Origin of the sequence: Parasphingorhabdus sp., from assembly GCF_036964565.1 — a bacterium.
Classification (GTDB): domain Bacteria; phylum Pseudomonadota; class Alphaproteobacteria; order Sphingomonadales; family Sphingomonadaceae; genus Parasphingorhabdus.
Genome location: NZ_JBALTN010000001.1, coordinates 69,735 through 95,318 on the forward strand (window position 1 = coordinate 69,735; position 25,584 = coordinate 95,318).

General features: G+C 61.3%; 28 protein-coding genes. 17 read left to right on the forward strand and 11 right to left on the reverse strand.

The annotated features are described in order from the left end of the window. Positions 1-20: 20 nt before the first annotated feature. The 5 genes from V7650_RS00280 to V7650_RS00300 all read left to right on the forward strand — a co-directional run bounded on the left by V7650_RS00280 (position 21) and on the right by V7650_RS00300 (position 2,193). Complete coding sequence (locus V7650_RS00280) at positions 21-410, forward strand: MerC domain-containing protein (protein WP_335654241.1); 390 nt, start codon at positions 21-23, stop codon at positions 408-410. A gap of 120 nt (positions 411-530) precedes the next feature. Further along, the gene (locus V7650_RS00285) at positions 531-713 is read left to right on the forward strand and encodes a type II toxin-antitoxin system HicA family toxin (protein ID WP_335654242.1); all 183 of its coding nucleotides are present in this window, start codon (positions 531-533) and stop codon (positions 711-713) included. A 12-nt stretch (positions 714-725) separates the two neighbouring features. Beyond that, entirely contained in the window at positions 726-1,115 is a 390-nt protein-coding gene (locus tag V7650_RS00290; protein WP_335654243.1) for a type II toxin-antitoxin system HicB family antitoxin, read from the forward strand. Between the two features lie 242 nt (positions 1,116-1,357). Next, complete coding sequence (locus V7650_RS00295) at positions 1,358-1,858, forward strand: hypothetical protein (RefSeq protein ID WP_335654244.1); 501 nt, start codon at positions 1,358-1,360, stop codon at positions 1,856-1,858. Next, positions 1,855-2,193, forward strand: coding sequence for a putative quinol monooxygenase (locus tag V7650_RS00300; protein WP_335654245.1), 339 nt, complete (start codon positions 1,855-1,857; stop codon positions 2,191-2,193). Before V7650_RS00295 ends, V7650_RS00300 begins: the two co-directional genes overlap by 4 nt. Positions 2,194-2,439: 246 nt before the next feature. Here V7650_RS00300 and V7650_RS00305 read toward each other — a convergent pair whose 3' ends face one another. Continuing rightward, positions 2,440-4,947: a hypothetical protein gene (locus tag V7650_RS00305; protein WP_335654246.1), complete on the reverse strand. Its 2,508-nt coding sequence runs from the start codon at positions 4,945-4,947 to the stop codon at positions 2,440-2,442. Positions 4,948-5,176: 229 nt separating this feature from the next. Between V7650_RS00305 and infA the strand changes: the two genes are divergently transcribed. The 6 genes from infA (at position 5,177) to V7650_RS00335 (ending at position 10,321) form a co-directional block, all read left to right on the forward strand. Continuing rightward, positions 5,177-5,395, forward strand: coding sequence for a translation initiation factor IF-1 (gene infA, locus V7650_RS00310; RefSeq protein ID WP_066742521.1), 219 nt, complete (start codon positions 5,177-5,179; stop codon positions 5,393-5,395). Between the two features lie 111 nt (positions 5,396-5,506). Next, positions 5,507-6,076, forward strand: coding sequence for a Maf family protein (locus V7650_RS00315; protein WP_335654247.1), 570 nt, complete (start codon positions 5,507-5,509; stop codon positions 6,074-6,076). Next, positions 6,069-7,067 carry a ribonuclease E/G gene (locus tag V7650_RS00320; protein WP_335654248.1) on the forward strand — a complete coding sequence of 333 codons (999 nt, stop codon included), beginning with the start codon at positions 6,069-6,071 and terminating at the stop codon, positions 7,065-7,067. Before V7650_RS00315 ends, V7650_RS00320 begins: the two co-directional genes overlap by 8 nt. A 66-nt stretch (positions 7,068-7,133) precedes the next feature. Beyond that, positions 7,134-7,766 (forward strand): maleylacetoacetate isomerase, encoded by a 633-nt coding sequence (maiA, locus tag V7650_RS00325; protein WP_335654249.1) that lies wholly within the window; start codon positions 7,134-7,136, stop codon positions 7,764-7,766. Further along, positions 7,766-9,868 carry a TonB-dependent receptor gene (locus V7650_RS00330; RefSeq protein ID WP_335654250.1) on the forward strand — a complete coding sequence of 701 codons (2,103 nt, stop codon included), beginning with the start codon at positions 7,766-7,768 and terminating at the stop codon, positions 9,866-9,868. The genes maiA and V7650_RS00330 overlap by 1 nt, the downstream gene beginning before the upstream one ends. Before the next feature lie 9 nt (positions 9,869-9,877). After that, positions 9,878-10,321, forward strand: coding sequence for a MarR family winged helix-turn-helix transcriptional regulator (locus tag V7650_RS00335; protein ID WP_335654251.1), 444 nt, complete (start codon positions 9,878-9,880; stop codon positions 10,319-10,321). A 49-nt stretch (positions 10,322-10,370) separates the two neighbouring features. On the opposite strand, the gene V7650_RS00340 is transcribed toward V7650_RS00335, so the two are convergent. The 7 genes from V7650_RS00340 to V7650_RS00370 all read right to left on the reverse strand — a co-directional run bounded on the left by V7650_RS00340 (position 10,371) and on the right by V7650_RS00370 (position 17,557). Further along, positions 10,371-11,360 (reverse strand): type II secretion system F family protein, encoded by a 990-nt coding sequence (locus V7650_RS00340; RefSeq protein ID WP_335654252.1) that lies wholly within the window; start codon positions 11,358-11,360, stop codon positions 10,371-10,373. Positions 11,361-11,379: 19 nt separating this feature from the next. Then, positions 11,380-12,351 (reverse strand): type II secretion system F family protein, encoded by a 972-nt coding sequence (locus V7650_RS00345; protein ID WP_335654253.1) that lies wholly within the window; start codon positions 12,349-12,351, stop codon positions 11,380-11,382. 40 nt (positions 12,352-12,391) lie between these two features. Continuing rightward, positions 12,392-13,678, reverse strand: coding sequence for an AAA family ATPase (locus V7650_RS00350; protein WP_335654254.1), 1,287 nt, complete (start codon positions 13,676-13,678; stop codon positions 12,392-12,394). Then, positions 13,678-14,277, reverse strand: a complete 600-nt coding sequence (locus V7650_RS00355; RefSeq protein WP_335654255.1) for a CpaD family pilus assembly protein — start codon at positions 14,275-14,277, stop codon at positions 13,678-13,680. Before V7650_RS00355 ends, V7650_RS00350 begins: the two co-directional genes overlap by 1 nt. A 21-nt stretch (positions 14,278-14,298) precedes the next feature. Then, a complete protein-coding gene (locus V7650_RS00360; RefSeq protein ID WP_335654256.1) occupies positions 14,299-15,927 on the reverse strand; it encodes a type II and III secretion system protein family protein in 1,629 nt (542 codons plus the stop codon). Continuing rightward, positions 15,927-16,886, reverse strand: coding sequence for a Flp pilus assembly protein CpaB (gene cpaB, locus V7650_RS00365; protein ID WP_335654257.1), 960 nt, complete (start codon positions 16,884-16,886; stop codon positions 15,927-15,929). The genes V7650_RS00360 and cpaB overlap by 1 nt, the downstream gene beginning before the upstream one ends. Positions 16,887-16,960: 74 nt before the next feature. Next, a complete protein-coding gene (locus V7650_RS00370) occupies positions 16,961-17,557 on the reverse strand; it encodes an A24 family peptidase (RefSeq protein ID WP_335654258.1) in 597 nt (198 codons plus the stop codon). On the opposite strand from V7650_RS00370, the gene V7650_RS00375 reads away from it, so the two are divergent. The 3 genes from V7650_RS00375 (at position 17,540) to V7650_RS00385 (ending at position 19,867) form a co-directional block, all read left to right on the forward strand. Beyond that, a complete protein-coding gene (locus V7650_RS00375; RefSeq protein WP_335654259.1) occupies positions 17,540-18,496 on the forward strand; it encodes an alpha/beta hydrolase in 957 nt (318 codons plus the stop codon). The two genes, V7650_RS00370 and V7650_RS00375, sit on opposite strands and share 18 nt — an antisense overlap. Next, a complete protein-coding gene (locus V7650_RS00380; protein ID WP_335654260.1) occupies positions 18,493-19,617 on the forward strand; it encodes an NAD(P)/FAD-dependent oxidoreductase in 1,125 nt (374 codons plus the stop codon). Before V7650_RS00375 ends, V7650_RS00380 begins: the two co-directional genes overlap by 4 nt. Positions 19,618-19,690: 73 nt before the next feature. Continuing rightward, entirely contained in the window at positions 19,691-19,867 is a 177-nt protein-coding gene (locus V7650_RS00385) for a YegP family protein (RefSeq protein WP_335654261.1), read from the forward strand. Here the strand turns inward: V7650_RS00385 and rnhA are convergent. From rnhA to ispH, 3 genes are read right to left on the reverse strand one after another with little or no spacing between them, the layout of a single operon-like run. Continuing rightward, entirely contained in the window at positions 19,864-20,319 is a 456-nt protein-coding gene (rnhA, locus tag V7650_RS00390) for a ribonuclease HI (RefSeq protein ID WP_335654262.1), read from the reverse strand. The two genes, V7650_RS00385 and rnhA, sit on opposite strands and share 4 nt — an antisense overlap. Beyond that, the gene (thrB, locus tag V7650_RS00395; RefSeq protein WP_335654263.1) at positions 20,316-21,275 is read right to left on the reverse strand and encodes a homoserine kinase; all 960 of its coding nucleotides are present in this window, start codon (positions 21,273-21,275) and stop codon (positions 20,316-20,318) included. The genes rnhA and thrB overlap by 4 nt, the downstream gene beginning before the upstream one ends. Continuing rightward, positions 21,275-22,234, reverse strand: coding sequence for a 4-hydroxy-3-methylbut-2-enyl diphosphate reductase (gene ispH / locus V7650_RS00400; RefSeq protein ID WP_335654264.1), 960 nt, complete (start codon positions 22,232-22,234; stop codon positions 21,275-21,277). Before ispH ends, thrB begins: the two co-directional genes overlap by 1 nt. A gap of 161 nt (positions 22,235-22,395) precedes the next feature. Between ispH and V7650_RS00405 the strand changes: the two genes are divergently transcribed. The 3 genes from V7650_RS00405 to V7650_RS00415 all read left to right on the forward strand — a co-directional run bounded on the left by V7650_RS00405 (position 22,396) and on the right by V7650_RS00415 (position 25,511). After that, positions 22,396-23,052 carry a hypothetical protein gene (locus tag V7650_RS00405; protein WP_335654265.1) on the forward strand — a complete coding sequence of 219 codons (657 nt, stop codon included), beginning with the start codon at positions 22,396-22,398 and terminating at the stop codon, positions 23,050-23,052. 71 nt (positions 23,053-23,123) lie between these two features. Continuing rightward, positions 23,124-24,845 carry an arginine--tRNA ligase gene (gene argS, locus V7650_RS00410; RefSeq protein ID WP_335654266.1) on the forward strand — a complete coding sequence of 574 codons (1,722 nt, stop codon included), beginning with the start codon at positions 23,124-23,126 and terminating at the stop codon, positions 24,843-24,845. Between the two features lie 27 nt (positions 24,846-24,872). Further along, positions 24,873-25,511: an SPOR domain-containing protein gene (locus tag V7650_RS00415; RefSeq protein ID WP_335654267.1), complete on the forward strand. Its 639-nt coding sequence runs from the start codon at positions 24,873-24,875 to the stop codon at positions 25,509-25,511. The last annotated feature ends 73 nt before the right edge of the window (positions 25,512-25,584 follow it).

Consider the following 25,584-nt stretch of genomic DNA (forward strand, 5'->3'; position numbering starts at 1 on the left):
GTAACATATAGGTCTTGTTCATGTCATCCGTCTCGCGAAATATCTCCCGCCTCCATAAAAATGGCAGCGATCTGATCGAGGGCGCCGCGATCTCGGCATCGCTGCTGTGCCTGGTGCATTGCCTGGCGTTGCCGGTGCTGCTGCTCGTCCTGCCGGGACTGCTGGGGATATTTGCACAGTCGGAGCTGTTTCACGCGGCGGTGTTCCTGGTTTTTGCTCCCTTTGCGGCGATTGCCTTTCTGATCGGCTATCGGTCCCACGGGCAGGCGGTTCCGGCGATGCTGGGCTTGGCCGGTCTGGTCTGCCTGGCCGTCGCACTGGTCCCGGGGCTCGGCGAGCAGGGCGAATATTGGATCACCATCACCGGCAGCCTGCTGCTGGTCACCGGTCATCTGCTTAACTGGGCATAGCGGAGCCATCACCATTAAGCCGGGACTGGCTTGGCGGTTGGCGCAACGCTGACTTCCTCCTAGCCCGTTGACACGGCTGCATTTCTTGACAAATCAATATGAGTGTGTATATAAATACACATGGAGCGGAACGGCAAGAAGATCATCCAGCGGCTTCTGGCGGATGGGTTTCAGCTTGTTTCGGTGAAGGGTTCGCACCACAAATATCGCAAAAATGGAAGAACCATCATTGTACCGCATCCCAAAAAGGACCTGCCACTCGGTACTGCGCGCAGCATTGCGCGAGCGGCAGGATGGATTTGAAAGGGTAGCAGCATGTTCTATTTTGCCGTCGTCCACAAAGACGAGAATAGCGTCTTCGGCATTTCCTTTCCGGAAATTCCCGGCTGTTTCTCCGCTGCCGACCGGGAAGAGGATATCATCCCCAATGCAATTGAGGCGCTGTCGCTCTATTTCGAGGATGAAGCGGCGATCGCGCCCCGTTCAATCAGTGAAGTCAGGCAATTGGCAGCCGAAGACCTGAGTGAGGGGGCCTATCTCGTGCAAATTCCCTATCTGCAACGAACCGGCCGGACCGGGCGCTATAATGTCTCGCTCGACACCGGCGTGGTCAGGATGATCGACAGCGCCGCAAAGAACCGCAAGATGACAAGGAGCGCCTTTCTGGAGGATGCTGCGCTGAAGGAAATCGGGACAGGGTCGTAGTGAGTTCCAATAAGCAGTGTCGGGCTTTTTGCTCTAATCCGAAGCCATCGCCTTAATTCTGCTCAAAATCTTCGCCTTATGCTTATAAATATAGATCGTCGTATTTACGGGATGCCCAATTTCTTCCTTTTCGGTATCGCCATTATCCTTTGAATCTCCCCAATCTCCATTGCTCACTCCAATCCCGCTTGACTTTCCCCCCGCCGCCGTCACTCTCCTCAAAAAAAAGCAGGAGAGAGATCATGGCCACCGTTGTCACCGCCGCACCGATCAGCATGGACGCCTTTGTCGAGAAGCAGGCGCGGGGGGATGCGGTGGTCAATATCATGCTGGCCGGGGGGATCAATTACTGGCTGACGCGCGATCTGGCCTTTGTGCCGGGGACGCTGCCGCTCGGTGACAGCAATCCCAATCTCGCCGGGACTCTGGTCGGTATTGCGGTGCTGATGAGCATCCTGCTGACCCTGATCGTCTACTTCATCACCGTGTCGCAGCGCAAGGCGGGCAAGATCATGCCCGGGCTGCCGGCTGAGCGGCGGGTCGGGTTCGCGCCCTTCCTGCTGGCGCTGAAACACCTGGCACTGACCCTGGTCCCCGCCGTGCTGATCGGGATGCTGCTGCAGACCGCTGCCCCGGATCTGCGCTTCACGCCGCTGGTCTTTACCGCGATGGTCACGATCATCGCGGCGGTGCTGGCCTATGTCATGTCGAAAAGCACGACCCGGGCGACGCTGAAACTGTGATCATCATTTCCGCCGCCTTCGCCGTTCCCCCGGCCCGGCGCGACGCGATCATCGCGCTGTGCGCCGAGCATAGCGCGCGCTCGCGGGCCGAACCGGGATGCCTCTCGCACCATATTCACGTGGATTGCGAAGATCCGGAGCGGCTTTTCTATTACGAGGAGTGGCGGGACGAGGCTGCGGTTGCGGCGCATTTCGCGGTGCCGGAATCGAGGGAATTCGTGAAGCGGTTGACCGAGTTGGTCGGGGAGCGGCCGGGGATGGGGATGTATCGGGCGGAGACGGTTGCGCCGGCGGACCTGGGTTCAAAACCTTCACCTCATCTCCTTCTCCCGTGAGGGAGAAGGATGCGAAGACTTGGCAGCTTGCTGCCTAGTCGCAGCTGGATGAGGGTGTTCTGTGCTTCGGTGTGCAGAACACCCTCATCCAACGCCGCCTAGCTTCGTTCCTCAGCAAGGCTCTGTATCCTTCTCCCTAACGGGAGAAGGGAGAATCAAGCCTCGTCCCAGTCTCGTCATCCTGAACTTGTTTCAGGATGACGAAAACGTTATCGGGGCGCAGCCATCCGACCGGCGAAGGGATGCCTAAAACCGCTTGCGGAAGCTGATCTCTACATAGCGACCGACCGGATCGAGAAAGCCGGGCTGGTAGCTGAGCGGCACCAGGCCGCCCCCGTCACGGACGGTCTGGATATCGTCGAAGATATTGTCGACCTTGAGCGATATCCGGCTGCCTTTCAGGAACGGCACGGTCTCGGTCAGGCTGCCGCGGTCGTCGAGATTGACGAACAGCCGGAGGTTGAGCGTGGTCAGGTCGGAGAAGCGCAGGTCGGAGCCGGTGAGCCCGCCATCGACCCGGGTTCCGATCTGGTGCTTGCCGTCGAGGCGGAAGCCGATCCCGTTGTTGAACCAGCCGCCGTTGATCTCGAACTCGTGCCGCGGGCTGCCGCCGGAGGAGCCGATCGCTGATCCGTTCAGCAGATCGAGTTCGTCGACGCCGTCGCGGATCTTGACGCGGTCCTCGAGGCGGATCGTGTGAAAGGCCGAAACCTGCCAGCGACCGCCGCTTGGCCGGCCGCCCATGCCGGGTCCGCCGCGCCGTCCGGTCGGGCGTGCATTCTCGCCCGGGGCGGACGGGGCTGCGTCTGGGTTCGTGCTCTTTTGTGCCTCGCCAGCCGGCGCGGGGTCCTCGGGTCGCTGCGATCCGCGATCGCGTCTGCCCGGACCGTCACCGCGCCCTTCGCCGAAGCGCTTGGAAAAATCGATGCCGTAGCGGATCCGTTCGCTGCTGACATTGGCATAGTTGACCGGTCGCCGGTCGATCGCGATCAGCCGGCCGCTGGCATCGCGAGTCACCCGGTCAGGAAAGGCGGCCTCGATTTCCGGGGTCAGCAGCGGGAAGCTGGACGCCACATTGTCGCTGCTATTGCGGAAATATTCGCCGAGGAAGCTGAAACCCTCTAGCCATTCGGGACGGTAGTTGACCGCCAGCTTGATATCGCGCCGCTTTTCCGCCAGCAGCGCCGGGTTGCCGCCGGTGGTGATCGCCGCCAGGACGCTCTGGCCGCTGGCAAAATCGAAGGTCGTGACATCGGGTGTGATGATCACCGGATTGCCGAGCTGGGTGATGCCGGGGGCAGCTTCCTCGCCGATGGCGGAAGCGGTGAACGTCAGCCCGTCGATCGGCTCCCAGTTCAGGCCAAAGCCAAATTCCACCAGACCGCCGAAGTCGGACAGTTCGGCATAGCCGAGATTGCCGTTGACCGACAATTTGCCGATCGCTTCGACGACATCGATATTCTCGTCGGCGAGCGGAATGTCTATGTTGATTCCGGTGCTGAGCTGGTCGCGACCGAGGTCGGTGGTGGTGACGATGCCGCTGCGCGTTTCCCGGCTGGCCAGATCCTCTCGGTTGTAGCCGGCCCGCACCGTGGTGGTGACGGTTCCCGAAGGAAGGTTGAGCAGACTGCCGGAAATCGTCGCCAGATTGTTGAAGGTCTGGTTCACGGCGCGGGCGCTGTCGGTGCCCGGTGCGCCGAGCAGACTGCCGAAACTTGCGGCGAAGGGATCGACGGTGCCGGCATCGATCGCCGCCTGCAATGCACCGATATCGCCGGACCGTTCGGTGTCGGTATCGACCTGCGCGCGCGTATAGTCGCTGGTCAGCGACCATTGCCATTCGCTCAACATGCCGTTCAGGGTCAGTCCGGCCTGGGCGGTGTTGCTTTCCTGCACCCGGTTGAGCGGGCCATATTCGGTGAAATAGCGGAACAGCGGATCGCCGGCGACCTGCAGCGTGCCGTTCGGGAGGCCCTGCAGGCCGCGGGACTTGTCATAGACATAGCCGCCATTGAGCGACAGCGACATGCCGTTGGCGAATTGCCGGCTGTAGTTGGAGTTGAGCTCGACATTGTCGGACGGCGCCACCAGCGTGCGGAAATCGCCGAGATTGACCTGATCGCCTGCCGCGGTCTGGATGATGCCGCGCTCGCTTTCGGTGATCGCGGTGTTGTGCTGCCATTCCAGGTTGATGTTGACCCGGCTGTTCTTGCCGATCTTGGTGACGTTGGTTTCCAGTTCGGATTTCCCCTGGCCGCCCTCCGTGGGCATGCCATATTCGCCCTCCACGCTGACCCCGGTGTAATTGTCCTTGAGGATGAAATTGATCACCCGCTGATCCGGACGATAGCCATATTGCAGCGCCAGTTCTTCCGGGAACACCTGCACCGTGCGGATCGCTTCGGGCGGCAGATCGCGGATTTCGCGGAAGCCGGAGGTGCGTTGGCCGTTGATCAGCACGACCGGCCGGCCGCTGCCGCGACCCCGGCCCGAGGTCGTCTGCGAGGACAGCGCCTCGAGCAGGTCCTGCACCGAGGAAGCGCCATAGCTGGCGATATCCGCCTCGCTCAGCTCGACGACGGGCGGGACATCGGTGATCACCGCGCCGCGCGGGCGCTCGGCGGTGACGACGATTTCCTCGTCCGGATAATCGCCACCGGCATCACTGGTCTGCGCGCCAGCGGGGGCGGCGAACAGCAGTCCGGCCAGAACGAACGGAGAGGCAGTGGTCAGCAGCTTGGGGGAGGACATCATAACAGGTTCACAACTCGACAATAGGGGGAAGGGGATGTCCGAAATGCCACGCAGGACATGCTAATGGTATAATTTCTTTGTATTAAATTGTCGCAGGCAAATTGCCGGAGCGGCGGCAGAATTTATCATTTGGGGAGATGCAGCTAATCCTTCCCTTTTTCCGCATTTGCCGTTATGGCGCACTGCAATACGCGGGTTTGCCGCGATAGCAGGGAAAATGTAACGCCATATGGCAAAAGAAGAACTACTGGAAATGAAGGGGATGGTTCGCGAACTGCTCCCCAACGCGATGTTCCGGGTCGAGCTGGAAAACGGCCACGAAATCCTCGGACATACCGCCGGCAAGATGCGCAAGAATCGCATCCGCGTGCTGGTTGGCGACGAAGTGCTCGTCGAGCTCACCCCCTATGATCTGACCAAGGGTCGTATCACCTATCGTTTCAAGTGACGTAATGCCGTTCGTCCCGAGCGTGTCGAAGGACGGCTTCCGGCACGCAGCGCGTCTGCGCAGCGGGCTTCGACAGGCCCGGCGCGGATGGTTCAGACGGTATTTTATCCTATGAAACTGGTCCTCGCCTCCTCCAGCCCGCGCCGGCTGGAACTGCTCGGTCGCCTTGGCATCACGCCCGACCGCATCATCTCCCCAGACATTGACGAAAGCCCGCGCAAGGGCGAGTTGCCGCGCGACTATGTGCTGCGCATGGCGCAGGAAAAGGCGGGCGCGGTCGAGCGCGCGGAGGGCGAAATGCTGCTCGCCGGTGATACCACGGTGGCGGTCGGTCGACGGATCCTGGGGCAGGCCAAGGATGCCGCGGAACAGCGCGCGTTCCTGCAGCTGGTCAGCGGCCGGCGCCATCATGTAATGTCTGCCGTCTGCGTGATCGCTGCCGATGGCACGGCGCGGACCAAATTGTCCGACAGCATCGTCAAGTTCAAGCGGTTCGAGCCGCGCGAGATCGAGGCTTATATCACCAGCGGCGAGGGGCAGGGCAAGGCCGGCGGCTATGCGATCCAGGGCATTGCGGAGGCATTTGTCACGTGGATGTCGGGCAGCTACAGCGGGATCATGGGCCTGCCACTTTACGAGACCCGCAATCTGCTGATCAGCAGCGGTTACCCCCTTGGCTGATCTTGCCACCGGCTGGCTCTACGAAGCCGGGATCGGCGAGAATCGCGCGCTGCGGCTGGAACGGGGCGAGCTGGCACAGATCCGCATCGAGCGTGCCGACGCCAGGGTCCGCGCCGGCGCGATCGTCGAGGCAAAATTCACCAGCCAGTGGGTCGCCGGGATATCCGGCATTGTAACCCTGACAGACGGGCAGGAAGCGTTGCTGCAACCGCTGCCCAGGGGCCTGACCGAAGGCGAGACGGTCCGGGTCGCGATCACGCGCGCCGCGATCAGCGAGCGCGGCGGCCAGGCCAAGCGAGCCAAAGCCCAGCCGGCGGATCCGGGCCAGACCCTGACCGATGGCCCTGATCTGCTGGCGGAAATCACCGCAAGCGGCCTGCCTGTCCGGCAGGTTCATGCCCATGACCAAGATATTCTGGCCGCGCACGGCTGGCACGAAGCCGTCGAACAGGCCGAAAGCAGCCGGATCGAATTTGCCGGTGGCAGCCTGCTGGTCTCGCTGACCCCGGCGATGATGTTGATCGATGTCGACGGGCCGCTGCCGCCGTTCGAGCTGGCGAAGCGGGCGGCGAGGGAAATGGCCGCCGCGCTGGTGCGGCTCGATATCGGCGGCAATATCGGCGTGGATTTTCCGACGCTGGCCGCCAAGGCGGACCGTTCCGCCGTCACCGCGATTTTTGACGAACATATGGTGGCCAATTGCGAGCGCACGGCGATCAACGGCTTCGGTTTCCTGCAGATTGTCAGCCGCAAGGTCCGGCCATCGGTACCCGAAATCCTGCAGGCGAGCCGGCCAGCCAACGCGGCGCTCAAGCTGCTGCGGCAGGCGGAGCGGGATCGCGGCACCGGCACCCTGCGACTGGCGGTGCACCCGGCTGTGGCGAACAGGCTGACGCCGGCGCTGCTGGCAGAACTGGCGAAGCGAACCGGGCGGACCCCATCGCTTGAATCCCGGGGGGATATCCCGATCGATGGCGGCTTCGTCTCCTAGCCATCTTCCCGCCAGACCCGGACAGCAGTGCTTGCTTTTCCGCCGCCCAGTCGTCAAACCCGGCGCATGACAGATATCATCCTCTACGACTATTGGCGCAGCTCGGCGAGCTACCGGGTGCGCATCGCGCTCAATCTCAAGGGCATTGCCTATACCGCCGTACCCACCAGCCTGCTGGACGGCGATCAGCGTGCGCCGGCCTATGTCGCCCGCAACCCGCAGGGCCTTGTTCCGATGCTCTCGATCAACGGGCATGACCTGACCCAGTCGCTGGCGATCATCGACTATCTCGATGCGCAATATGAAGAGCCGCCGATGGTGTCGCGCGACCCGCTGGCGCGGGCCACAACGCTCGCCCACGCAATGGTTATCGCAGCCGACATCCATCCGGTGAACAATCTGCGGATATTGAAATATCTCAAGGATGAACTGGGGCAATCACAGGACGCCATCGACGGCTGGTATCGCCACTGGATCGCAGAAGGCTTTGCGGCGCTGGAGATCATGGCGCCCGACAGCGGATTGTTCGGCGGTGAGCAACCCAATCTTGCCGACGTCTGTCTGGTCCCGCAAATGGCCAATGCACGCCGGTTCGAAACGGACTTGAGCGGCTTTCCCAAACTCGTTCGGATAGATGCGGCGTGCAATGCATTGGAGGCTTTTCAGAAGGCTGCTCCGGAAGCCGTGAAGCCAGAATAATGAAAAAATGGATTGTGGCGCTGCCGTTGCTGGCGAGCAACGTTCCCGCATGGGGGCAGGACCGGTCCGACAGGCGCGATGAGGCCATTGTCTTCGCCGATCTGCGGACATCAGAAATTGTCGTGACGGGGCTGCCCGCTTCGCTGGGCGACGAGGCTTACAAGACCATCGATATTCCGATGGAATCGGCGACCCGGGTGGAGAATATATTGCGCGATGTTCCGGGACTGCAGCAGTTCCGCCGGTCGGACGCGCGGTCCGCCAATCCGACCAGTCAGGGGGTCACGCTGCGCGGCCTCGGCGGCAATGCGTCCTCGCGCGCCTTGCTGATCCTGGATGGCGTGCCGCAGGCGGATCCGTTCGGCGGCTGGGTGGCCTGGCCAGGCTATGATGCACTGCCGCTGAGCAGCGCCAGAATCACGCGCGGCGGCGGCAGCGGCGCAGAGGGGCAGGGCGCCATTGCCGGCACCATCGAGCTGTTCAGCGACGATGTCGGCGATCTGGTCGAACTGGGCGCAGCCTACGGCAGCCGCAACAGCGTCGATGCCGACCTGCTGGTCGGCCGCCAGCTGGGGCAGGGACAGCTGACCATCTCCGCCAATTATGCGCGCGGCGACGGATTCATCCCGATCATCGAGGGGCAGCGCGGTGCGGTCGATCGCCCGGCGGCATATGAGCAGGCCGGTCTCGCTCTCCGTTTTGTTGCGCCGCTTTCGGAGAACACCGAATTGCAGGCGAATGTCCGGGCCTTCACCGACGATCGCGAGCGCGGCTTTGCCTTCAGTGAGAATCACAACGACGGGGCCGACGCCAGCATCCGGCTGGTGGACCGCAGCTCCGAGTGGCAATGGTCGGCACTGGGCTATGTCCAGATCCGCAATTTCGACGTCAGCTTTGGCGGCGTCGCGGATGATCGGAATTCGGTCAGCCGTGTCTTCGAGCAATATAACGTGCCCTCCACCGGCCTCGGTGCACGTTTCGAGGTGCGGCCACCGGTGGGCGACGCCATCGAGCTGCGCATCGGCGGTGACTGGCGGCGGACCGAGGGCGAGACCAAGGAAAATTTCTTCTTCGCCGACAATGACACGCCGCGGCGCAGCCGCAGGGCAGGCGGCAGCACCGCGACCTATGGCGGCTTTGTCGAGGCCAGCGTACAGGCGAGCGACGCGCTCGTCCTGACCGGCGGCGGCCGGGTGGACTTCTGGTCGATCGACGACGGCTTTCGCCGGGAGATAGAACTGATCAGCCCGTTTCCCGGCGCGGTGCGATCGGACGACCGGTTCGCCAACCGCAGCGGCAGCGAGTTTACCGGGCGCGGCGGCCTTGCCTATGATCTGACCGAGGCGCTGTCGCTGCGCGGTGCCGTCTATCTCGGCTGGCGCCTGCCGACATTGAACGAGCTGTTCCGGCCGTTCCGGGTCGGCGACGACGCGACCGCCGCCAACGAACTGCTGGAGCCGGAGCGGGTCAGGGGCGCCGAACTCGGCCTCGATTGGGAGAGCGGTATTGCCAGTCTGGGCGTCACCGTCTTTTACAACCAGCTCGACAACGCCATTGCCAATGTCACGCTGGCCACGGGTCCCGGCAACTTCCCGGGTGTCGGCTTTGTTGCAGCGGGCGCGACCTACAGCCAGCGCCAGAATCTGGAAGCGATCCGGTCAAGGGGCATCGAGATAGATGCCGAATTCGATCTCGGTGAACTGACCGACGGCCTGACCCTCCGCGCCGGCTATTCCTATGTCGACGCCGAAGTCGATGGCGCCGGCGCTGCGGCTCCGATCGACGGCTTGCGGCCGGCCCAGGTTCCGCGCCACAATGCCTCGGGAACGATTGACTGGACCGCACCAAACGGAAGCGGGGCAAGCCTGTCGGCGCGCTATGTCGGCCAGCAATTCGAGGATGATGTCAATCGGCTGGGCCTTGCCAGTGCGCTGACGGTCGATGGACGGCTGGCGCTTGCCATCAATGATCGGCTGCTGGTCGAAAGCCGGGTGGAAAACCTGTTCGATGCGAGGGTAGAAGCTTCGCTCGATAGCAACGGAATAATAGAACGCGCCTTCCCACGGACATTTTGGATTGGACTTCGCGCCCGAATTGAATAAATATTCTATATGACATTTCTCCTTGACGATTTCCTGCCCTACCAGTTGTCCACGGCATCCAATGCCGTCAGCGATCTGATCGCGAGCGAGTATAAAAGTCGCTTCGGCCTGAAGATTCCGGAGTGGCGGGTGATGGCGGTGCTGGGCACACGCGGGGCCTCCACGCAGAGGCATCTCGTCGAGGCGACCTTGATGGACAAGGTGACGGTCAATCGCGCGGTCAAGAATCTTGTTGAGCGGGCGCTGCTCGACCGCAGCCCCAACAGCGCCGATGGCCGCTCTCATCATCTGTTGCTGAGTGACACGGGGCGCGATCTGTACGGTCAGATCTTGCCGGCCGCTCAGGCAATGGACCGGAAAATCATGGCGGTGCTCAGCGAAGAAGAGAAAGACGTGCTGGCCGCAATGCTGGCAAAGGTCAAGAAATCGGCCGACACCATCGCCAGAAGCTGAAACAGAGCGGCACGGGAGGCCGCTCTGCCAATTGCGGTCGCCTGTCCCGTTACATCATCGCATCGGAGATCGAGCAGGCCGCAGGGCCGAGGATCACGATGAACAGGGTCGGCAGGATGAACAGAATGAGCGGTATCGTCATGATCGCTGGCAGGCGCGCTGCCTTTTCCTCTGCGCGCATCATCCGGTCGTTGCGGAATTCCGCCGACAGAACCCGCAGCGAGGATGCCAGCGGCGTACCATATTTTTCGGTCTGGATCATTGTCGTCACCACGCCTTTCACATGGTCCAGCGCCACCCGGTAGGCGAGATTCTCGAACGCCTGACGCCGCTCGGTCAGAAAGCCGAGTTCGATCGAGGTGAGCGAAAATTCATCGGCCAGTTCCGGATAGGCGCTGCCCAGTTCCTTCGACACGCGGGCAAAGGCCGTATCGACGGTCAGACCCGCTTCGGCGCAGATGACCAGAAGGTCGATGGCGTCGGGCAAACCCTTGCGGATCAGATCGGTCCGCTTGGAAATCAGGTTGTTGACGTAAATATCCGCCCCTTTGTAGCCCAGGATCGCCGAGGCGGCAAAGGCACCGAACCGCTTGAGGTCGGACCAGTCTCCCAGATAGTTGAAGCCATAAATGGCCAGCGCCGCTCCGCCACCCAGCACGATCGGCAGGACCAGTCGGCTGAAAATGATGAGGAAGGCCAGGTCCTTTGACCGAATGCCGGCCTGCGCCAGCTTCTGCTGGGCTTCCTTTACCTGCGTATCCTGCAGCACCTGCAGCGACGACAGCACGTTGCGCATCCGGTCGGTGGTATCATTCTGCTGGACCAGCTTGGCGCGCTTCTTGGTGGTCGAAGCCATGATGCCGGCTTTCAGCTGTTCGCGACGCTGATTGAGAGCCTTGACCCGCTTCGCCATCGGATCCCGCACAGTGACCGCAGCATAGATGGCAAAAAACACGGCGGTGGCCGCCACGGCCGCCAATATGGTTGCCACCCAGAGGACGTCCACGCCCATCAATGTTGGTCCGCCTGCGGTTGTCATTTGGCTCGTACCTTCATCCTTAAATCTCGAAGTTGACCATCTTGGCCATGATGAACACGCCGATGCTCATCCAGCACAGTCCGCCCATCCCGGCGATGATCAGCCTTTCCTCATAGAAAAATCCGGCCAGATATGTCGGGTTCACGCTGTAGACCAGGCCGAACACGATGAACGGCAGCGACCCCACGATATAGGCGGACGCCTTGGATTCCGACGACATCGCCTTTATCTTGAGCTTCATCTGTCCGCGCTTGCGCAGCACGTCGGCAAGGTTGGACAGCGTCTCCGCGAGGTTGCCGCCGGTTTCGCGCTGGATCGCCAGGGTGATGCAGAAGAACTTGAATTCCGGTGTTTCCATGCGTTTCGCGCTTTCCTGCAGCGCATCCTCCATGGTCTGGCCGATCTTGATCCGATCGACAACCTTCTGAAATTCCTCCCCGACCGGCCCGCCAATTTCCTTGGCGACGACGCCGATGGTTTCGGTGACGGGCAAGCCCGAACGCAACCCGCGAACCAGCAGTTCGATGGCATCGGGGAATGAGGCGGTAAATTTGGCCACGCGCCGGTTGATCAGGAAGCCGACCACGAAATGCGGCAGCCCGGCCCCGACCAGCAGACCGACAAACAGGCACAGCAATATCGGTGCGCCCTGCAGCAACAGCAAGCCGGAGATAATGGTGAAAAGTCCGCCGGCGGCATAGAAGAAATAGGCAAGGGGCCAGCGCTTGCCGGTTTTTTCCATGCGAATGGCGAGAATTTCCAGCTTCGTCAGGTTTTCGCCCATCGGACGCGTTGTCTTGCGCCGCGCGGACAGCGCCTTCTTCATCTGCGCTTCGACACGGACGTTGGCGCTGTCGGAATGGCGATATTTGAGCTTGGTCAGCTGCCGGGCCATGGACTTGGACTGCGACGGGCCGGAAAATGCAAAGACAAGCATCAGCAAGGCCGCCAGAGCGCCCGTCCCCAATATTGTAATTTCCATCGTGCCCATAGTGTGTTTCCTTTAAAGCTGAAGAATATCAGTGATAGCTTCAGGCTTTAGGACTGTCCTCGCTGGCTTTCCTGGACGGCAGCAATGATCTGAAATCGCCAAATTTGTCCTTGAGCGATTTCTTGTCGCCATCTTTGCCGGAAAATTCTTCCCCGCCAACGGACCCGAGCACGAGATCGGACAGTTCGATGATCTTGGCCGAGGCCTTGCTCGACTTGCCCGCTTCGACCATGGCCTGGCCCAACTTGGCAGCCTGCGACGCGGCCTTGCCGTCAAACGGAATCATGATGTCGATCTTGCGCTCGATCGAGCTTTCGAAATCCTGGCGGCCAATTTCCAGATTGGCAGACTGAACCTTGTTGGCGACGACAAACACCTTGCTCTGTGCGGCGTGGGATTTCAGCCAGGACAACAGGCGGATGCAATCGCGTGCCGATGCCAGCGTGAGTTCGGTTACGATCACCGTCGCATTGACGTCGCCGAGAAGATGCGGATAGTTGATCAGCATGTCGCGGGGCAGGTCGATTACGGTACAGTCGAACGAGGCGCGAAACTCCTCCTGTAGCTGGAAAAAGGCGGTGCCGTCGGTCATGATCGGCGAATTGATCGGCGCTTCCGCTGACAGCAGCGACAGCTTTTCATTGGCCTTGATCATGGCGCGCTCGATGAACAGGCCGTCGATCCGGCTGGGATTGTCGATCGCGTCGGTAAGACCGCGACCGGGCTCAAGGTCGAGCGACAGCGCGCCGGTACCAAAATGCACGTCGAGATCCAGCAGCGCGGTCATGCGCTCGCGATCATGGCTGAGCAGCCAGGCCACCGAGGTCGCAAGGGTGGATGCGCCGACGCCGCCGCGGGTTCCGATGACGGCAGTCGAGATATGCGGCTTTTCAGCGTGGGAATCGTCGCTCTTCGGCGCGTTGAGAACCGCCTGGGCCTGAGACAGGACATCGCGCAACTGGTCCGGGCTGAACGGCTTCAGCAGATAGTCCTGCAGGCCGCTGACGATGAGGTCGCGATAAAGGCGCACGTCGTTGACCTGACCCATGGCCACCACGACGGTGCCGGGTTCGCACACCTCTGCGAGGGAGTTGATGTCGTTGAGCGGATCCCCCGATTCCGACAGGTCAACCAGCAGAATATTGGGGCTGGCAGAGACCGAAAGGGTCTGGACCGCGTTGCGCAGGCCGCCCTTGTTGCACTTGTCCGTGGACCAACCCATTTCTTCCGCAACCGGCCGAAGCATCTCCAGCGTGTCGTCATCGCAGACAAAGGCGGCAAACGGATCTCTACCGCCGACCGAACCGGCTTTCCAGGGAGCGTTCATTATTGTCCTCCAACTTTCTTGTCACGATAGGCACGAATGGCCTTGGACGCCTGCATCTGGTCTTCACCATCGGCATTCTGGCCGCGCACCAGATCTTCCGGATCGGCAATCATGGCGGCCAGCGTGCTGTTCGTCCCGCATCCGTAGTTGGCGCTAGTCCGGGCCTGAAAATCCGTGTGGCTGCGATGGCTGAAATCGGGGCATCCGGGAACGGAAGCGGAGGACCGTGTCACGACCACCCGCATCAGGCCGGGGGCAATATTGCCTTCGGTTACCGGTGCGGTCTCGCTGATCAGCAAGCCATAGCTGGCCACGATATTTTCCACCGCTGCCTTGGCGGCAGCGCTCGCGGAATAGCCGGGATCGTCGATCGAGACGCGATCGCCATAGCCAAGCTCAAGCGCGTCGAACCAGCCGGACAGGCGGCTTTGCTCGGATGACGAAAGGCCGCCGTTGCCAGCGCTCAGGTCCAGCACGAAGTTGGATTTTGTCACGACCGGCTGGCGTTCGCTGTAGACGCTGCGATTGGCTGTGGTGCTGCCGCATGCCGTGACCGAAAGTCCGAGAGCGGTGATAAGTGCCATTGAAATGATGCGCATGATCTCTTCTCCTGATCCGGTCTATTTGTCGAAACTGAAACCGGGAGCGGCGCTTCCGGATTTCTTGGAATTTTTTGCCGATTTGGCCGGAGCCGCGTTTTCCAGGCTGCCGAAACTCTGATCTTCGGGAACCGCCGGAGCCAGGCTCGGCTTGGGTCGATCGTCCCCGGTACCGGAGTGGTTGCGATTCATCAGGAAGCGTTCTGCGTCGTTGGCGGCCTTGAAGCCGTCGGTTGGCAGGACGATCTCGCTGTCGCTCACCGGCTTGACGAGATACGGCGTGACCACGATCATCAGTTCGGTTTCATTGCGGCGATAGCCATCGGACTTGAACAGCGTTCCGAGGATGGGCACGTCGGCCAGGCCCGGCGTCTTGTCGATCGCCGAGTTATAGCTGTTCTGCATCAGCCCCGCGATCATGAAGCTTTCCCCCGAGCCCAGCTCTACGGTCGTTTCGGCCCGCCGGGTCGATACAGCCGGAATGCTGAAGCCTTCCAGAACGACCGCGCCGTTCGACGTGATCTCTGAGACTTCGGGTGCTACGCGGATGGAAATGCGTCCGTTGGACAATACGGTGGGCGTGTAGGAGAGGCTGACACCGTAATTTTTATACTGCACGGATACTTCGCCGAGACCGGTCGAGATCGGGATCGGGAATTCGCCGCCCGCCAGGAAGGTCGCGGTTTCGCCCGAAATCGTCGTCAGATTGGGCGACGCCAGCGTGCTGACCAGTCCGACCCGCTCCGACACATCCAAGGCGGTGGCGATGTCTATGCCAAACAGCCGCCCAGCTGCCTGGATGGTGTTGAGCCCGGAAGCGCCCTGATTATAATTGAACGCGGTTCCGCCCGGGGTCACGAACTGTCCCGTCGTCGGATTGAAGGGCAGCGAGATCGAGCCGGCGGGCAGGCCAAACAGCTGCGAGGCATCCAGATTGGGAAAGCCGGACGTGTTGAAATTGCCGATCGAACCGAAGTTACGGCCGCGCGAAACGCCGAACTGGAACCCGCCGGTTGTATCGCGGGTCAGCAGGTTGCCGTTGATTTCCTTGGCGAGCGTACGGCTGACCTCTGCAAAGCGGACCTTCAGATTGACCTGCATCGGGGTGGCGGTCTTCAGACGGCTAACCACCTTTGTGGCATCGCCGACAAAGGCTTGCACCAGATTTTCCGCTTCTTCCGCATCATCGGGATCGGCGATGGTGCCGGTCAGCAGGACAAAATTGTTGGTGGTGCTCACCGCAATATTGGCTTCTGGCATGGCCAGGCTCAGCATCTGGTCAATCGAGGAAATCTCGGCACCAACCGAAACTTCCGCCGAATAGACGACCTTGCCGCTCGCGCTGGTGGCATAGAAGCTGGTCTGGCCACCTTTCTTGCCGAAGATGTAGATCTGGCGCGGTGACCGGACCTGGACGTCAGCAATATTATTCTCGGCGATGAAGATATCTTCGATCGGCGAAGGCAGGGTGATCAGCTTGCCGCGACCGACGGCCACGGAAATGCGCGAATCGGGCTGTGAAATATTGACCGCCTGAGCGTTGGAAGCGGTGCTGCCATTGGCGGCGAGAGCCAGGGCAAGGGCGGCAACGACGGCAGCGCTCATCGCTTTCTTCACCGAACGGCTATGCTGTGCATATTCTACGGCCATTACTTGTCTCCAAACTCGATTTCATTGACCGCGTTGCCGCGTGCGACGCGAACGACCGGGCCTCTGGGCTTTTCCTTTTCGGCGAGCGGCGGCGGCGAGCGCGTTTCGAAGCGCGATACGTCCCCACCGGTCGAGAAGGTTGATTTTGTGCTGGTGGGGCGCGCTGCCAGCGAACGGATCATGTCGGCTTCGACCACCGGATCGTCGGTCTTGGGCAGCTTGATCGCACCCGAAGCGATCGCTTCTTCCAGCTCGGCGGCGCTATCGGCCAGCGAACGGAGCGACAGGCTCAATGTGCCAAGCGTCTGGGCAACGGAAATCTGCTCGGCAATCTTGGGTGTGGCTTCAAGCGTGACGAGTTTTGCCGTCCGCGGAACCTGCTGCCCCTCTTCATTCTTGGTTGCGGTGACGCGGTTGTCGGTGGCGAGCACCCGCAGGTTGCGGATCACGGTCTCGGAAACCTTCAGTTCGGGGCCTTCGCCCTGCACCGACTGGGTCAGCATCAGGTCGACGCGGTCGCCTGGAAAGACAAAGCCGGCAACGCCGGTCAGGCCCGAGACGGGGATGGTAACGGCGCGCATGCCGGGGCCGAGCGCTGCAGCAAGGAAGCCGCGGTCGCCCGGGGCTACCAGGGAGCCCTTGGTGAGCGGTTGACCAGCGGTGATTGGATTGCGGACCACGGTGCCGGCCAGGGCTTCGATGTCGGTGCTTTCTTTCATGAAATAGGCATCCTCGATCAGGTCCTTGGGCCAGGGCTGGAACCGGAAGCTGTCGGGCGTGATAATCGTTCCGACGGGGAGCGCGCGGGCGGCGACGAGGACTTCCTCGCCGACCACTTCGGCCTTTTTGGCGGCCACTTGCGGCGCGGAGGCACCATCAAACATGTTTTTCGCGAGCAGTGCCGTGACCGCTGCAACGATCAACGCCCCCACCAGCAGAATGATTTTCTTCTTGTCCATGACGTCTCACGCCTCCTGAATGCCCCCGCCCATTTGGTTCCATCGGCGGTCTTCGTCTCTTTCGAGGAAAATGGTTAAAATATCGTTTGTGAACTTTGCCCCGTAATGCCCCAGATCGCCCAAAGCCCCGAAAAGGCGATGGCGACACCATAAGGAACCTTTATTGGCGCAGCGGTCTTTCGGATTTGCTTGCCGATCATCATTAACAGCGTCAGCAGCCCGCCAGCGATCGACATGATCACCAGCAGCTCGAGGAAAGCCAGCCACGGCACCCACAAAGCCAGAGCTGTCAGCAGTTTGACGTCGCCGCCGCCCATGGCGCCGATGGCGAACATTCCGGCAAAGATGGTAAATATCACGGCAGCCAAACCGATTCGCCCGACCATGTCGGGCCAGAATGCGATGCCGCTGGCAATCCAGAACAGGGGCGCGCCCAGCGCAATGGCCAGATTGAGCCCGTTCGAGATATGACGGCTGCGGATGTCGGTGACCGCGGCGACGATCAGTGCAATTGCCAATCCGCCCAAGAGCACGTAGATGAGGAGTTCGCTATCCATGGGCAGGCTGTCTAGTGCGTTTGCCTTACCAAATAGTAACCACGATTCCCGGAGCGATTTTTGTCTTCCGATCCTGCGACAACGATAAAGCGTGATATGACAGACCCGACCCATTCGCGCTTCGATCGCCGTTCCATTCCGAAAGATGTGACAGAGGATATTTGGCCCGGCCCGGACGGCTGGGCATTCCGACGGCTGGATTGGCGGCACGACGCGCCGCGCGGTTCGGTCCTGTTCACGACGGGTCGAGCGGATTTCTATGAAAAATATCTGGAGAGCTTTCACGATTTCCATGCCCGCGGATGGAATGTCACGTCGGTCGACTGGCGGGGACAGGGCGGATCGGGTCGTTGCGGTCCCCATCCCCATGTCGGCCATATTGACGATTTCTCGACTTGGGTGGACGATCTGGTGGCCCTTTTCCAAGATTGGCACGCGGATCATCCCGGACCGCATGTGCTGGTTGGGCACAGCATGGGCGGGCATCTCGTATTGCGCGCCCTGGCCGAACAGCGCATCCATCCGGATGCCGCGATATTGATCGCGCCGATGCTTGCTCCGGCCGGTGGCGGCATGCCGGAATGGACGGCGCAGCTTGTCGCCCGGATCATGTGCCTGGTCGGCCGCTCCGAACGGCGCGCGTGGAAGCCCAATGCCAATCCCCTGGAGCCCTATGTTCCCCGGCAGCCCCTGCTGACCCATGACGCCGAGCGCTACTCGGATGAGTTTTTCTGGTTTCGCGAACGACCGTTTGTGCGCCTTGGTCCGGCCAGCTGGCGCTGGGTCGAACGGGCCTATGCCTCGACCAGGCGCCTGCGCAACCGGCAGCGGCTGATGCGGGTCGATGTCCCGCTGCTGGTGCTGGCCACCGCGACCGACGAGCTGGTCGACCATGCCACGATCGAGCGCGCGGTGCATCTGCTGCCGAGGGCGGAAATGAAATTGTTCGGCCCGGAATGTGCCCACGAAATATTGCGCGAGGTTGACGTCGTGCGCGAGGAAGCGCTCGCCAGCTGCTTCGCCTTTCTCGACAGGGTGGCGCCGCAGCAATGAACCACTATGATGTCGCCATAATCGGCGCCGGCATGGCCGGAGCCAGCGTCGCCTCCGAGATCGGGGGTGAGAGGTCGGTGTTGCTGCTGGAAGCCGAGGATCACCCCGGCTATCATGCGACGGGTCGCTCTGCGGCCTTCTGGACCGAAAGCTACGGCGGGCCGCTGGTCCAGCCGCTGACATCGGCCTCGCGTGCATTTCTGGAAAATCCGCCAGCGCGGTTTTCGTCGACCGGCTTTCTTCGGCCGCGCGGTGCGGTGAATATCGCGCGCGCCGACCAGACACATCTGGCGGACCAGTTCCTGACGGATTTCGCGGACAACGAACTTGACCTGGCGCGCTGGTCCTGGGCCCAGGCGGCGTCGCTCATGCCCGGCCTGAAGACGCAATGGACGCAGGTGGTCTACGAACCGGACTGCTGCGATATCGATGTCGCGGCGCTGCACGCCGCCTATCTGAAAGATGCCCGGCGCAAGGGGGTTGCACTGCTCTGCCGCGCGCCGGTCAGCCAAATTCGCAAGGTCGATGGGGGCTGGGAGCTGGTGGCCGGCGGAGAGGCCCACCGGGCCGGCCAACTGGTCAACGCAGCCGGAGCCTGGGCGGACAACGTGGCGCGTATGGCCGGGGTCGAGCCGGTCGGTATCCAGCCGCTGATCCGGACCATGGTCCAGATCGAGACCGATCCGCCGTCCACCCAGGACATGCCGCTGGTTGTCGGACTTGACGGCAGTTTCTATTTCAAGCCGGAAGCGGGCGGTACCTACTGGCTCAGTCCGCATGATGAAATCCCGGCCGAACCGGGGGACGTTGCCCCTGACGAACTGAGCGTGGCCGTTGCCATTGACCGCTTCGAAAAGGTGCTGGACGTCCGCGTCAAGCGGGTCGTCCGGAAATGGGCAGGCCTGCGCAGCTTTGCGCCGGACCGGCTGCCCGTGATCGGTTTCGATTCGGTGACCGAAGATTATTTCTGGTTCGCCGGGCAGGGCGGTTTCGGTATTCAAACCGCTCCCGCGACATCGAAACTCGCGCGATCGCTGTTGCTTGGGGAGCCCCGGGACGACAGCCTGCAGATGATCGATGCCAGCCTCTATGCGGCGTCGCGCTTTGCCGCGGAAACATAGTTTTACCTTTGGCCTGTTGCACAGAGGCGCGGAACAGCTATCATTCGTCACAGATCAGCAGGGGAGACAGACGATGGCGCATAAATTCGAAATCTGGAAAGACAAGAAAGGCGAATTTCGGGCTCGCTTCAAGTATAACAACGAGGTGATATTCTCGACCGAAGGCTATTCCAGCAAGGCCAGTGCCAAGAACGCCATCAGCTCCATTCAGAAAAACGGCCCTGCCGCCGAGATTGAAGACAACAGCTAGTAACGACTGCGGGCCACCTCAAGGGCAGCGTCGCTCGCCAGCTGGTCGGCGCGCTCATTGTCGGCATCGCCGTCATGGCCCTTGACCCAGTGCCATTCAATCTGGTGCGGCTCGACCGCCTTTAACAAATCCTGCCAGAGGTCGGCGTTCTTCACCGGTTTTCTGGCGGCCGTTCGCCAGCCATTTTTCTGCCAGCCGAATATCCATTTGGTAATGCCGTCCCTGACATATTTGCTGTCGATCGAAAGCTTGACCTTGCAGGGGCGTGTCAGCGCGTTGAGCGCCTCGATCGCCGCCCGCAGTTCCATCCGGTTGTTGGTGGTGTCGGGTTCCCCGCCCGAAATTTCCTTTTCCTTGTCACCAAGCCGGATCAGCGCGCCCCAGCCGCCCGGACCCGGGTTGCCCTTGCACGCGCCGTCGGTCGCAATTTCCACAACCCGGCTATCGATCATGACGAAAAAACTTCCGGATGGGACTGATAATATTGCAGTCGGTGGAGGAAAGCCTGCGGATCCTTGCGCGTGACCATGGCGTCCGCTGGCGTGTTGATCCAGTCATAGGCCCGGGTGAGCAGGAAGCGCAGGGCAGCGCCGCGCGCCAATGTGGGGAGCGCCTCACGTTCGGCATGGTCGAGAGCGAAAGCCGTTTCATAGCCGTCGATCAGGGCCGTCGAGACCGGATCCCGGAAATCGGTGCCATCATCCGAGAAACACCAGGCCGTGTGGGTCACGGCCAGATCATAGGCGCGGACGTCCGTACAGGAAAAATAAAAGTCTATCAGTCCGGTCACCTGGTCACCCAGCATCAGGACATTGTCGGGAAACAGGTCGGCGTGGATGACGGATCTCGGCAGGTAGCTGGGCCAATGCTCGTCCAGATGGTCAAGCTCCCGGGCAATTGCCTTGGCCAAGCCCGGGGCGATGTTGTCGAGCTGTTCCGGGCCACATTGTTCCGCCAGCGTCCGCCAGCCGTCATGGTCAAGCAGATTGCGTCGCTCCCGGTTGAAATCCCGAAGCGCCTGATGCATCGCGCCCAGGGCCTGGCCGGCCGACCGGGCCTGTGCCTCGGTCGGGTGGCTCACCGAGACCCCCGGGAGGAACGTGATCAGGCAGGCGCTGCGGCCGCACAGCTGCTGGATCTTCTCGCCCTGCCGGTCGGCAATCATCGGCGGCACGCGGCAGCCATGCGCCGAAAGATGATCGAGCAAAGCGACGAAAAACGGGAGGTCGCGCGGGTCGACCCGCTTTTCATAGAGGGTGAGAATATATCTGCCCTGCGTGGTTTCCAGCAGATAGTTGCTGTTTTCCACACCCTCTGCAATACCCTTTGCGGACACCAGAGTGCCGACTTCGAAGCGGCTCAGGAACCGGTCGATTTCCTCTGCACTGACCTTGGTATAAACTGCCATCAGGCCGCTTCGAGACCGCGCGGCAGCTTGAAAGTCATGTTTTCCTCTGCAGTCCTGACTTTCTCTTCGCGGATTTCGAAATGTTCCTCGAGCAGGGTCATGACTTCGCGGACCAATATCTCCGGCGCCGAAGCCCCCGCTGTCAGGCCAAGCGTTTTGACGCCGTCTAGCCATGCAAGATCGATTTCATTGGCGCGCTGGATCAGTTTGGCGGTCGCGCCGCCGCGCTCGGCGACCTCGACCAGCCGCAGGCTGTTGGAGCTGTTGGGAGCACCGATGACCAGAACCAGTTCGCACTTGTCGGCGATCTTCTTTACCGCGTCCTGACGATTCGAGGTGGCGTAGCAGATATCCTCGCCCTTCGGGCCGACGATATTGGGAAAGCGCCGCTGCAACGCGTCGACGATCGCGTGGGTGTCGTCGACCGAGAGCGTGGTCTGGGTCAGAAAGGCCAGCGCGTCCGGATCTGCCGGTTGCAGCGCTTCCACGTCCGCCAGTGTCTCCACCAGGGTCATTTCGCCATCTTCGACCTGGCCGAAGGTGCCGATGACTTCCGGATGATTGGCATGGCCTACAAAGATGATGTGCCGCCCCGCCTCGGTCTGCCGTTCGGCCTGGCGATGAACCTTCGATACCAGCGGGCAGGTTGCATCCAGATATTCCAGGCCGCGCTCTTCGGCCTTGTGCGGCACCGCCTTGGGCACGCCATGGGCGGAGAATACGACGGGTACGCCGTCTGGTACCTCATCCAGTTCTTCGACAAAAATCGCGCCCAGTTTCCTGAGTTCATCGACCACGTAGCGGTTGTGGACGATTTCATGACGGACGTAGACCGGCGCGCCATATTTTTTTATCGCCAGCTCGACGATTTTTATCGCCCGGTCGACACCGGCACAAAAGCCCCGTGGAGCCGCCACAAGCAAGTCAATCTGCCGTTTCTGCTTATTGGAATGAATCATGGGTAATCCTTTAGGGAATAAGTGCACCGGCGAAAAGCCCGTCTGTTCATCTTATGGACGGTTGCACCACCTTAAAGGCACAGATAAGGGTTGCGAAATTTTTATTGGTGCGCATGGACCCTATGTGTGTTGCCCGTGATCAAAGGCAAGGATGAAAAATAATGGCGAATGGCCGGTTGAAAAAAGTGGTATTGGCGGCGGTCACGGTTCTGGCCGTCAGCGGATGTGCCAAGGATGGTGCGCTTGATGTCAGTTCCGGTGTTGGCGTTTCGGTCACCCGTACCGGCTGTCCTGCCGTTGCGGTTCCCAGCCATACCGGCGACATAACCCTGTTCAGCCCGGAGAACAGCACCGATGCCAGCGCCATTGACGTCGTCGCGAATATCACCAATCTTCGTTCGACCTGCAATAGCGAAGGCGCGCGAATTTATAGCGAAGCCACCTTTGACGTCTATGCATTGCGGACCCGTCCGACCGGCGCCCGAACCGTCACCATTACCTATTTCTCGACGGTTATCCAGGGCGGTACCGCCGTGGTCGCGAAGCGGGTCAGCACCGTGACCCTGCAATTTGCCGACGGTGCCTATCGGGCCACGGCTTCGGGCAAGGCGGGATCCTATGTCGACGCCTCGGCCGCGCGATTGCCGGAAGACGTGATTGATCGCCTGACCCGCAAGCGCAAGCCCGGCGACCCTGACGCGGCGCTGGATCCACTGGCCGATCCGGAGATCAAGGCAGCGGTTGCGCGTTCGTCCTTCGAACTGCTTGTCGGTTTTCAGCTCACCCCGGCGCAGTTGCAATATAACGCCACCCGATAAGCGGGCCGGAAATGACAAGCAATTCTGCCTGAACGCTCGGGCTCCTTTTCCTATGACGAATTGAACCAACCATGCTGTTCCATATCTTTCAGAACCACATCGATGCAATATTGGACGAACTGACCGAAGCCGGCACGCTGCCGGCCGGGATAGATCGTTCGAATGTGACTCTGGAGCCACCGCGTGATCCGTCGCACGGTGATCTGTCCACCAATGCGGCCATGGTCCTGTCGAAAGCCGCGGGCATGAAACCGCGCGACCTTGCGGAAAAAATTGGCGAAAAGCTGGACGCGCTGGATGACGTTCAATCGGTGGAGATTGCCGGGCCCGGCTTTATCAATCTCCGCGTTGCTGCGCCGGTATTGCTCGGCGAACTGCTCGATATCGCCCGGCTTGGCGACACTTATGGTCGATCCGACAAGTATGCGGGCGTTACCGTCAACATCGAATATGTCTCCGCCAACCCGACCGGGCCGATGCATATGGGCCATTGCCGCGGCGCGGTGGTCGGCGATGCGCTGGCCGATCTGCTGGAGGCGGTCGGACACAAGGTGATCCGCGAATATTATGTCAACGATGCCGGCTCGCAGGTCGACACGCTCGCCCGCTCCGCCCATCTGCGTTACCGGGAAGCCCTGGGCGACGACATCGGCACGATTCCCGAGGGGCTCTATCCCGGCGACTATCTGAAGCCGGTCGGCGAGGCGCTGGCCGCCGAATTTGGCGACAAATATAAGGAGTCGCCGGAATCCGAATGGCTGCTGACCTTCCGCAAGGCTGCTGTTGCCAAAATGATGGACATGATCCGCTCGGACCTGGCGTTGCTCGGCATCCGGCACGATGTCTTCTCATCCGAGGCCGAGCTGCACGAAGCCGGCAAGGCGGACGCTGCCGAGGCTGAGTTGCGCGCCCGAGATCTGGTCTATGACGGCATGCTCGAACAGCCGAAAGGGAAGGTGATCGAGGACTGGGAAGCGGTCGAGCTGCCCTTGTTCCGCTCCACGCAATATGGCGACGACCAGGACCGCCCGATCAAGAAATCGGACGGGCGATGGACCTATTTTGGCGGCGATCTCGCCTATCATTTCCAAAAGGCCCAGAGCGCCGACGAGCTGATCGATATCTGGGGTGCCGATCACAGCGGCACGGTCAAGCGGATCAAGGCGGCGGTCGCGGCGCTGACCGAGGGCAAGACCAAGTTCGACGTGAAGCTGGTGCAGATGGTGCGGCTGCTGCGCAATGGCGAGCCGGAGAAAATGTCCAAGCGTTCGGGCAATTTCGTCACCATCGCCGACATGGTCGAGGAAGTCGGCAAGGACGCCGTCCGCTTCACCATGCTGACCCGCAAGGCCGATGCGCAGATGGACTTCGACTTTGCCAAGGTGATGGAAGCGTCGCGCGACAATCCGGTCTTCTACGTGCAATATGCCCATGCCCGGATCCAGTCGACGCTGCGGAAAGCCGCGGACGAAGGCGTGACGCCTTCTGCCGAGCATCTCGAGCAGCTTGGCGAAGAGGAGATGGATCTGGTCAAGCTGGCCGCACAATTCCCGCGAATCATCGAATCGGCGGCGGCTTCGCGCGAACCGCACCGAGTCGCATTCTATCTGAACGACCTGGCGGCCGCTTTTCATGCCTTTTATAATCTGGGCAACGACCGGCCTGAGAAGCGGATCATAATGGTTAACGACCCGGCCACCACATCGGCGAGGCTTTTCTTAGCCAAGAATATAGGGCAGACTATCAAGAATGGTCTCGCACTGATGGGGGTCGAGGCCGCAGAATCGATGTGATCGGCCCGATGGCCAACGGAGCAAAAAATGTCAGATACCACCCGCGACAGCCTTGATCTGGACGACGAAGAACGCCTGCCATGGCTCGAATCCGCCGAAGATTATGATGACGGCGAGGAATATTCGCCGATCCGGGTGGCGCTGTTCGTGGGCGCGGGCTTGTTGCTGCTGGCGGCGATTGTTGGCGGTATCTACTGGCTGCAGAACCGCGATGGCGGCGGCCTCGACGGCACCGGCGAACTGATCGCCGCGCAGGAAGGCGACTACAAGGTTCGTCCCGACGATCCGCAGGCCCGGCAGTTTGAAGGCGAGGGCGACGCCAGCTTTGCCGCCAGCGAAGGCCAGGACATGCCCGCACAGATTGGCAATCCGGCTGCCGAGGAAGCGCCGATCCGCAAGCCCGACGCCGGTCCTGCCGCAGAGGGGCCGGGAACCACGCTGATCCAGCTCGGCGCGTTCAGTTCGGCCAGCCTCGCCGACAGCAGCTGGGCCGGCTATGCCCGTCGCTTTGAATCGGTTGGCGCGCTGCCGAAAAAGATTCTCCGCGGGTCGATCGAGGGTGGAACGATTTACCGGCTCAATGCCGTGGCTCCGAGCAGGGAGGCCGCGCAGGAAATCTGCAACAACCTCAAGGCCGCCGGGGAAAGCTGCCTCGTCGTTCGCTAGTCGCGCACAATAGACGGTTGAAGCGCTGTGGATAAGGGCGGTTTCGCCTTTACCCCGCTTCGAAATGGCGCAA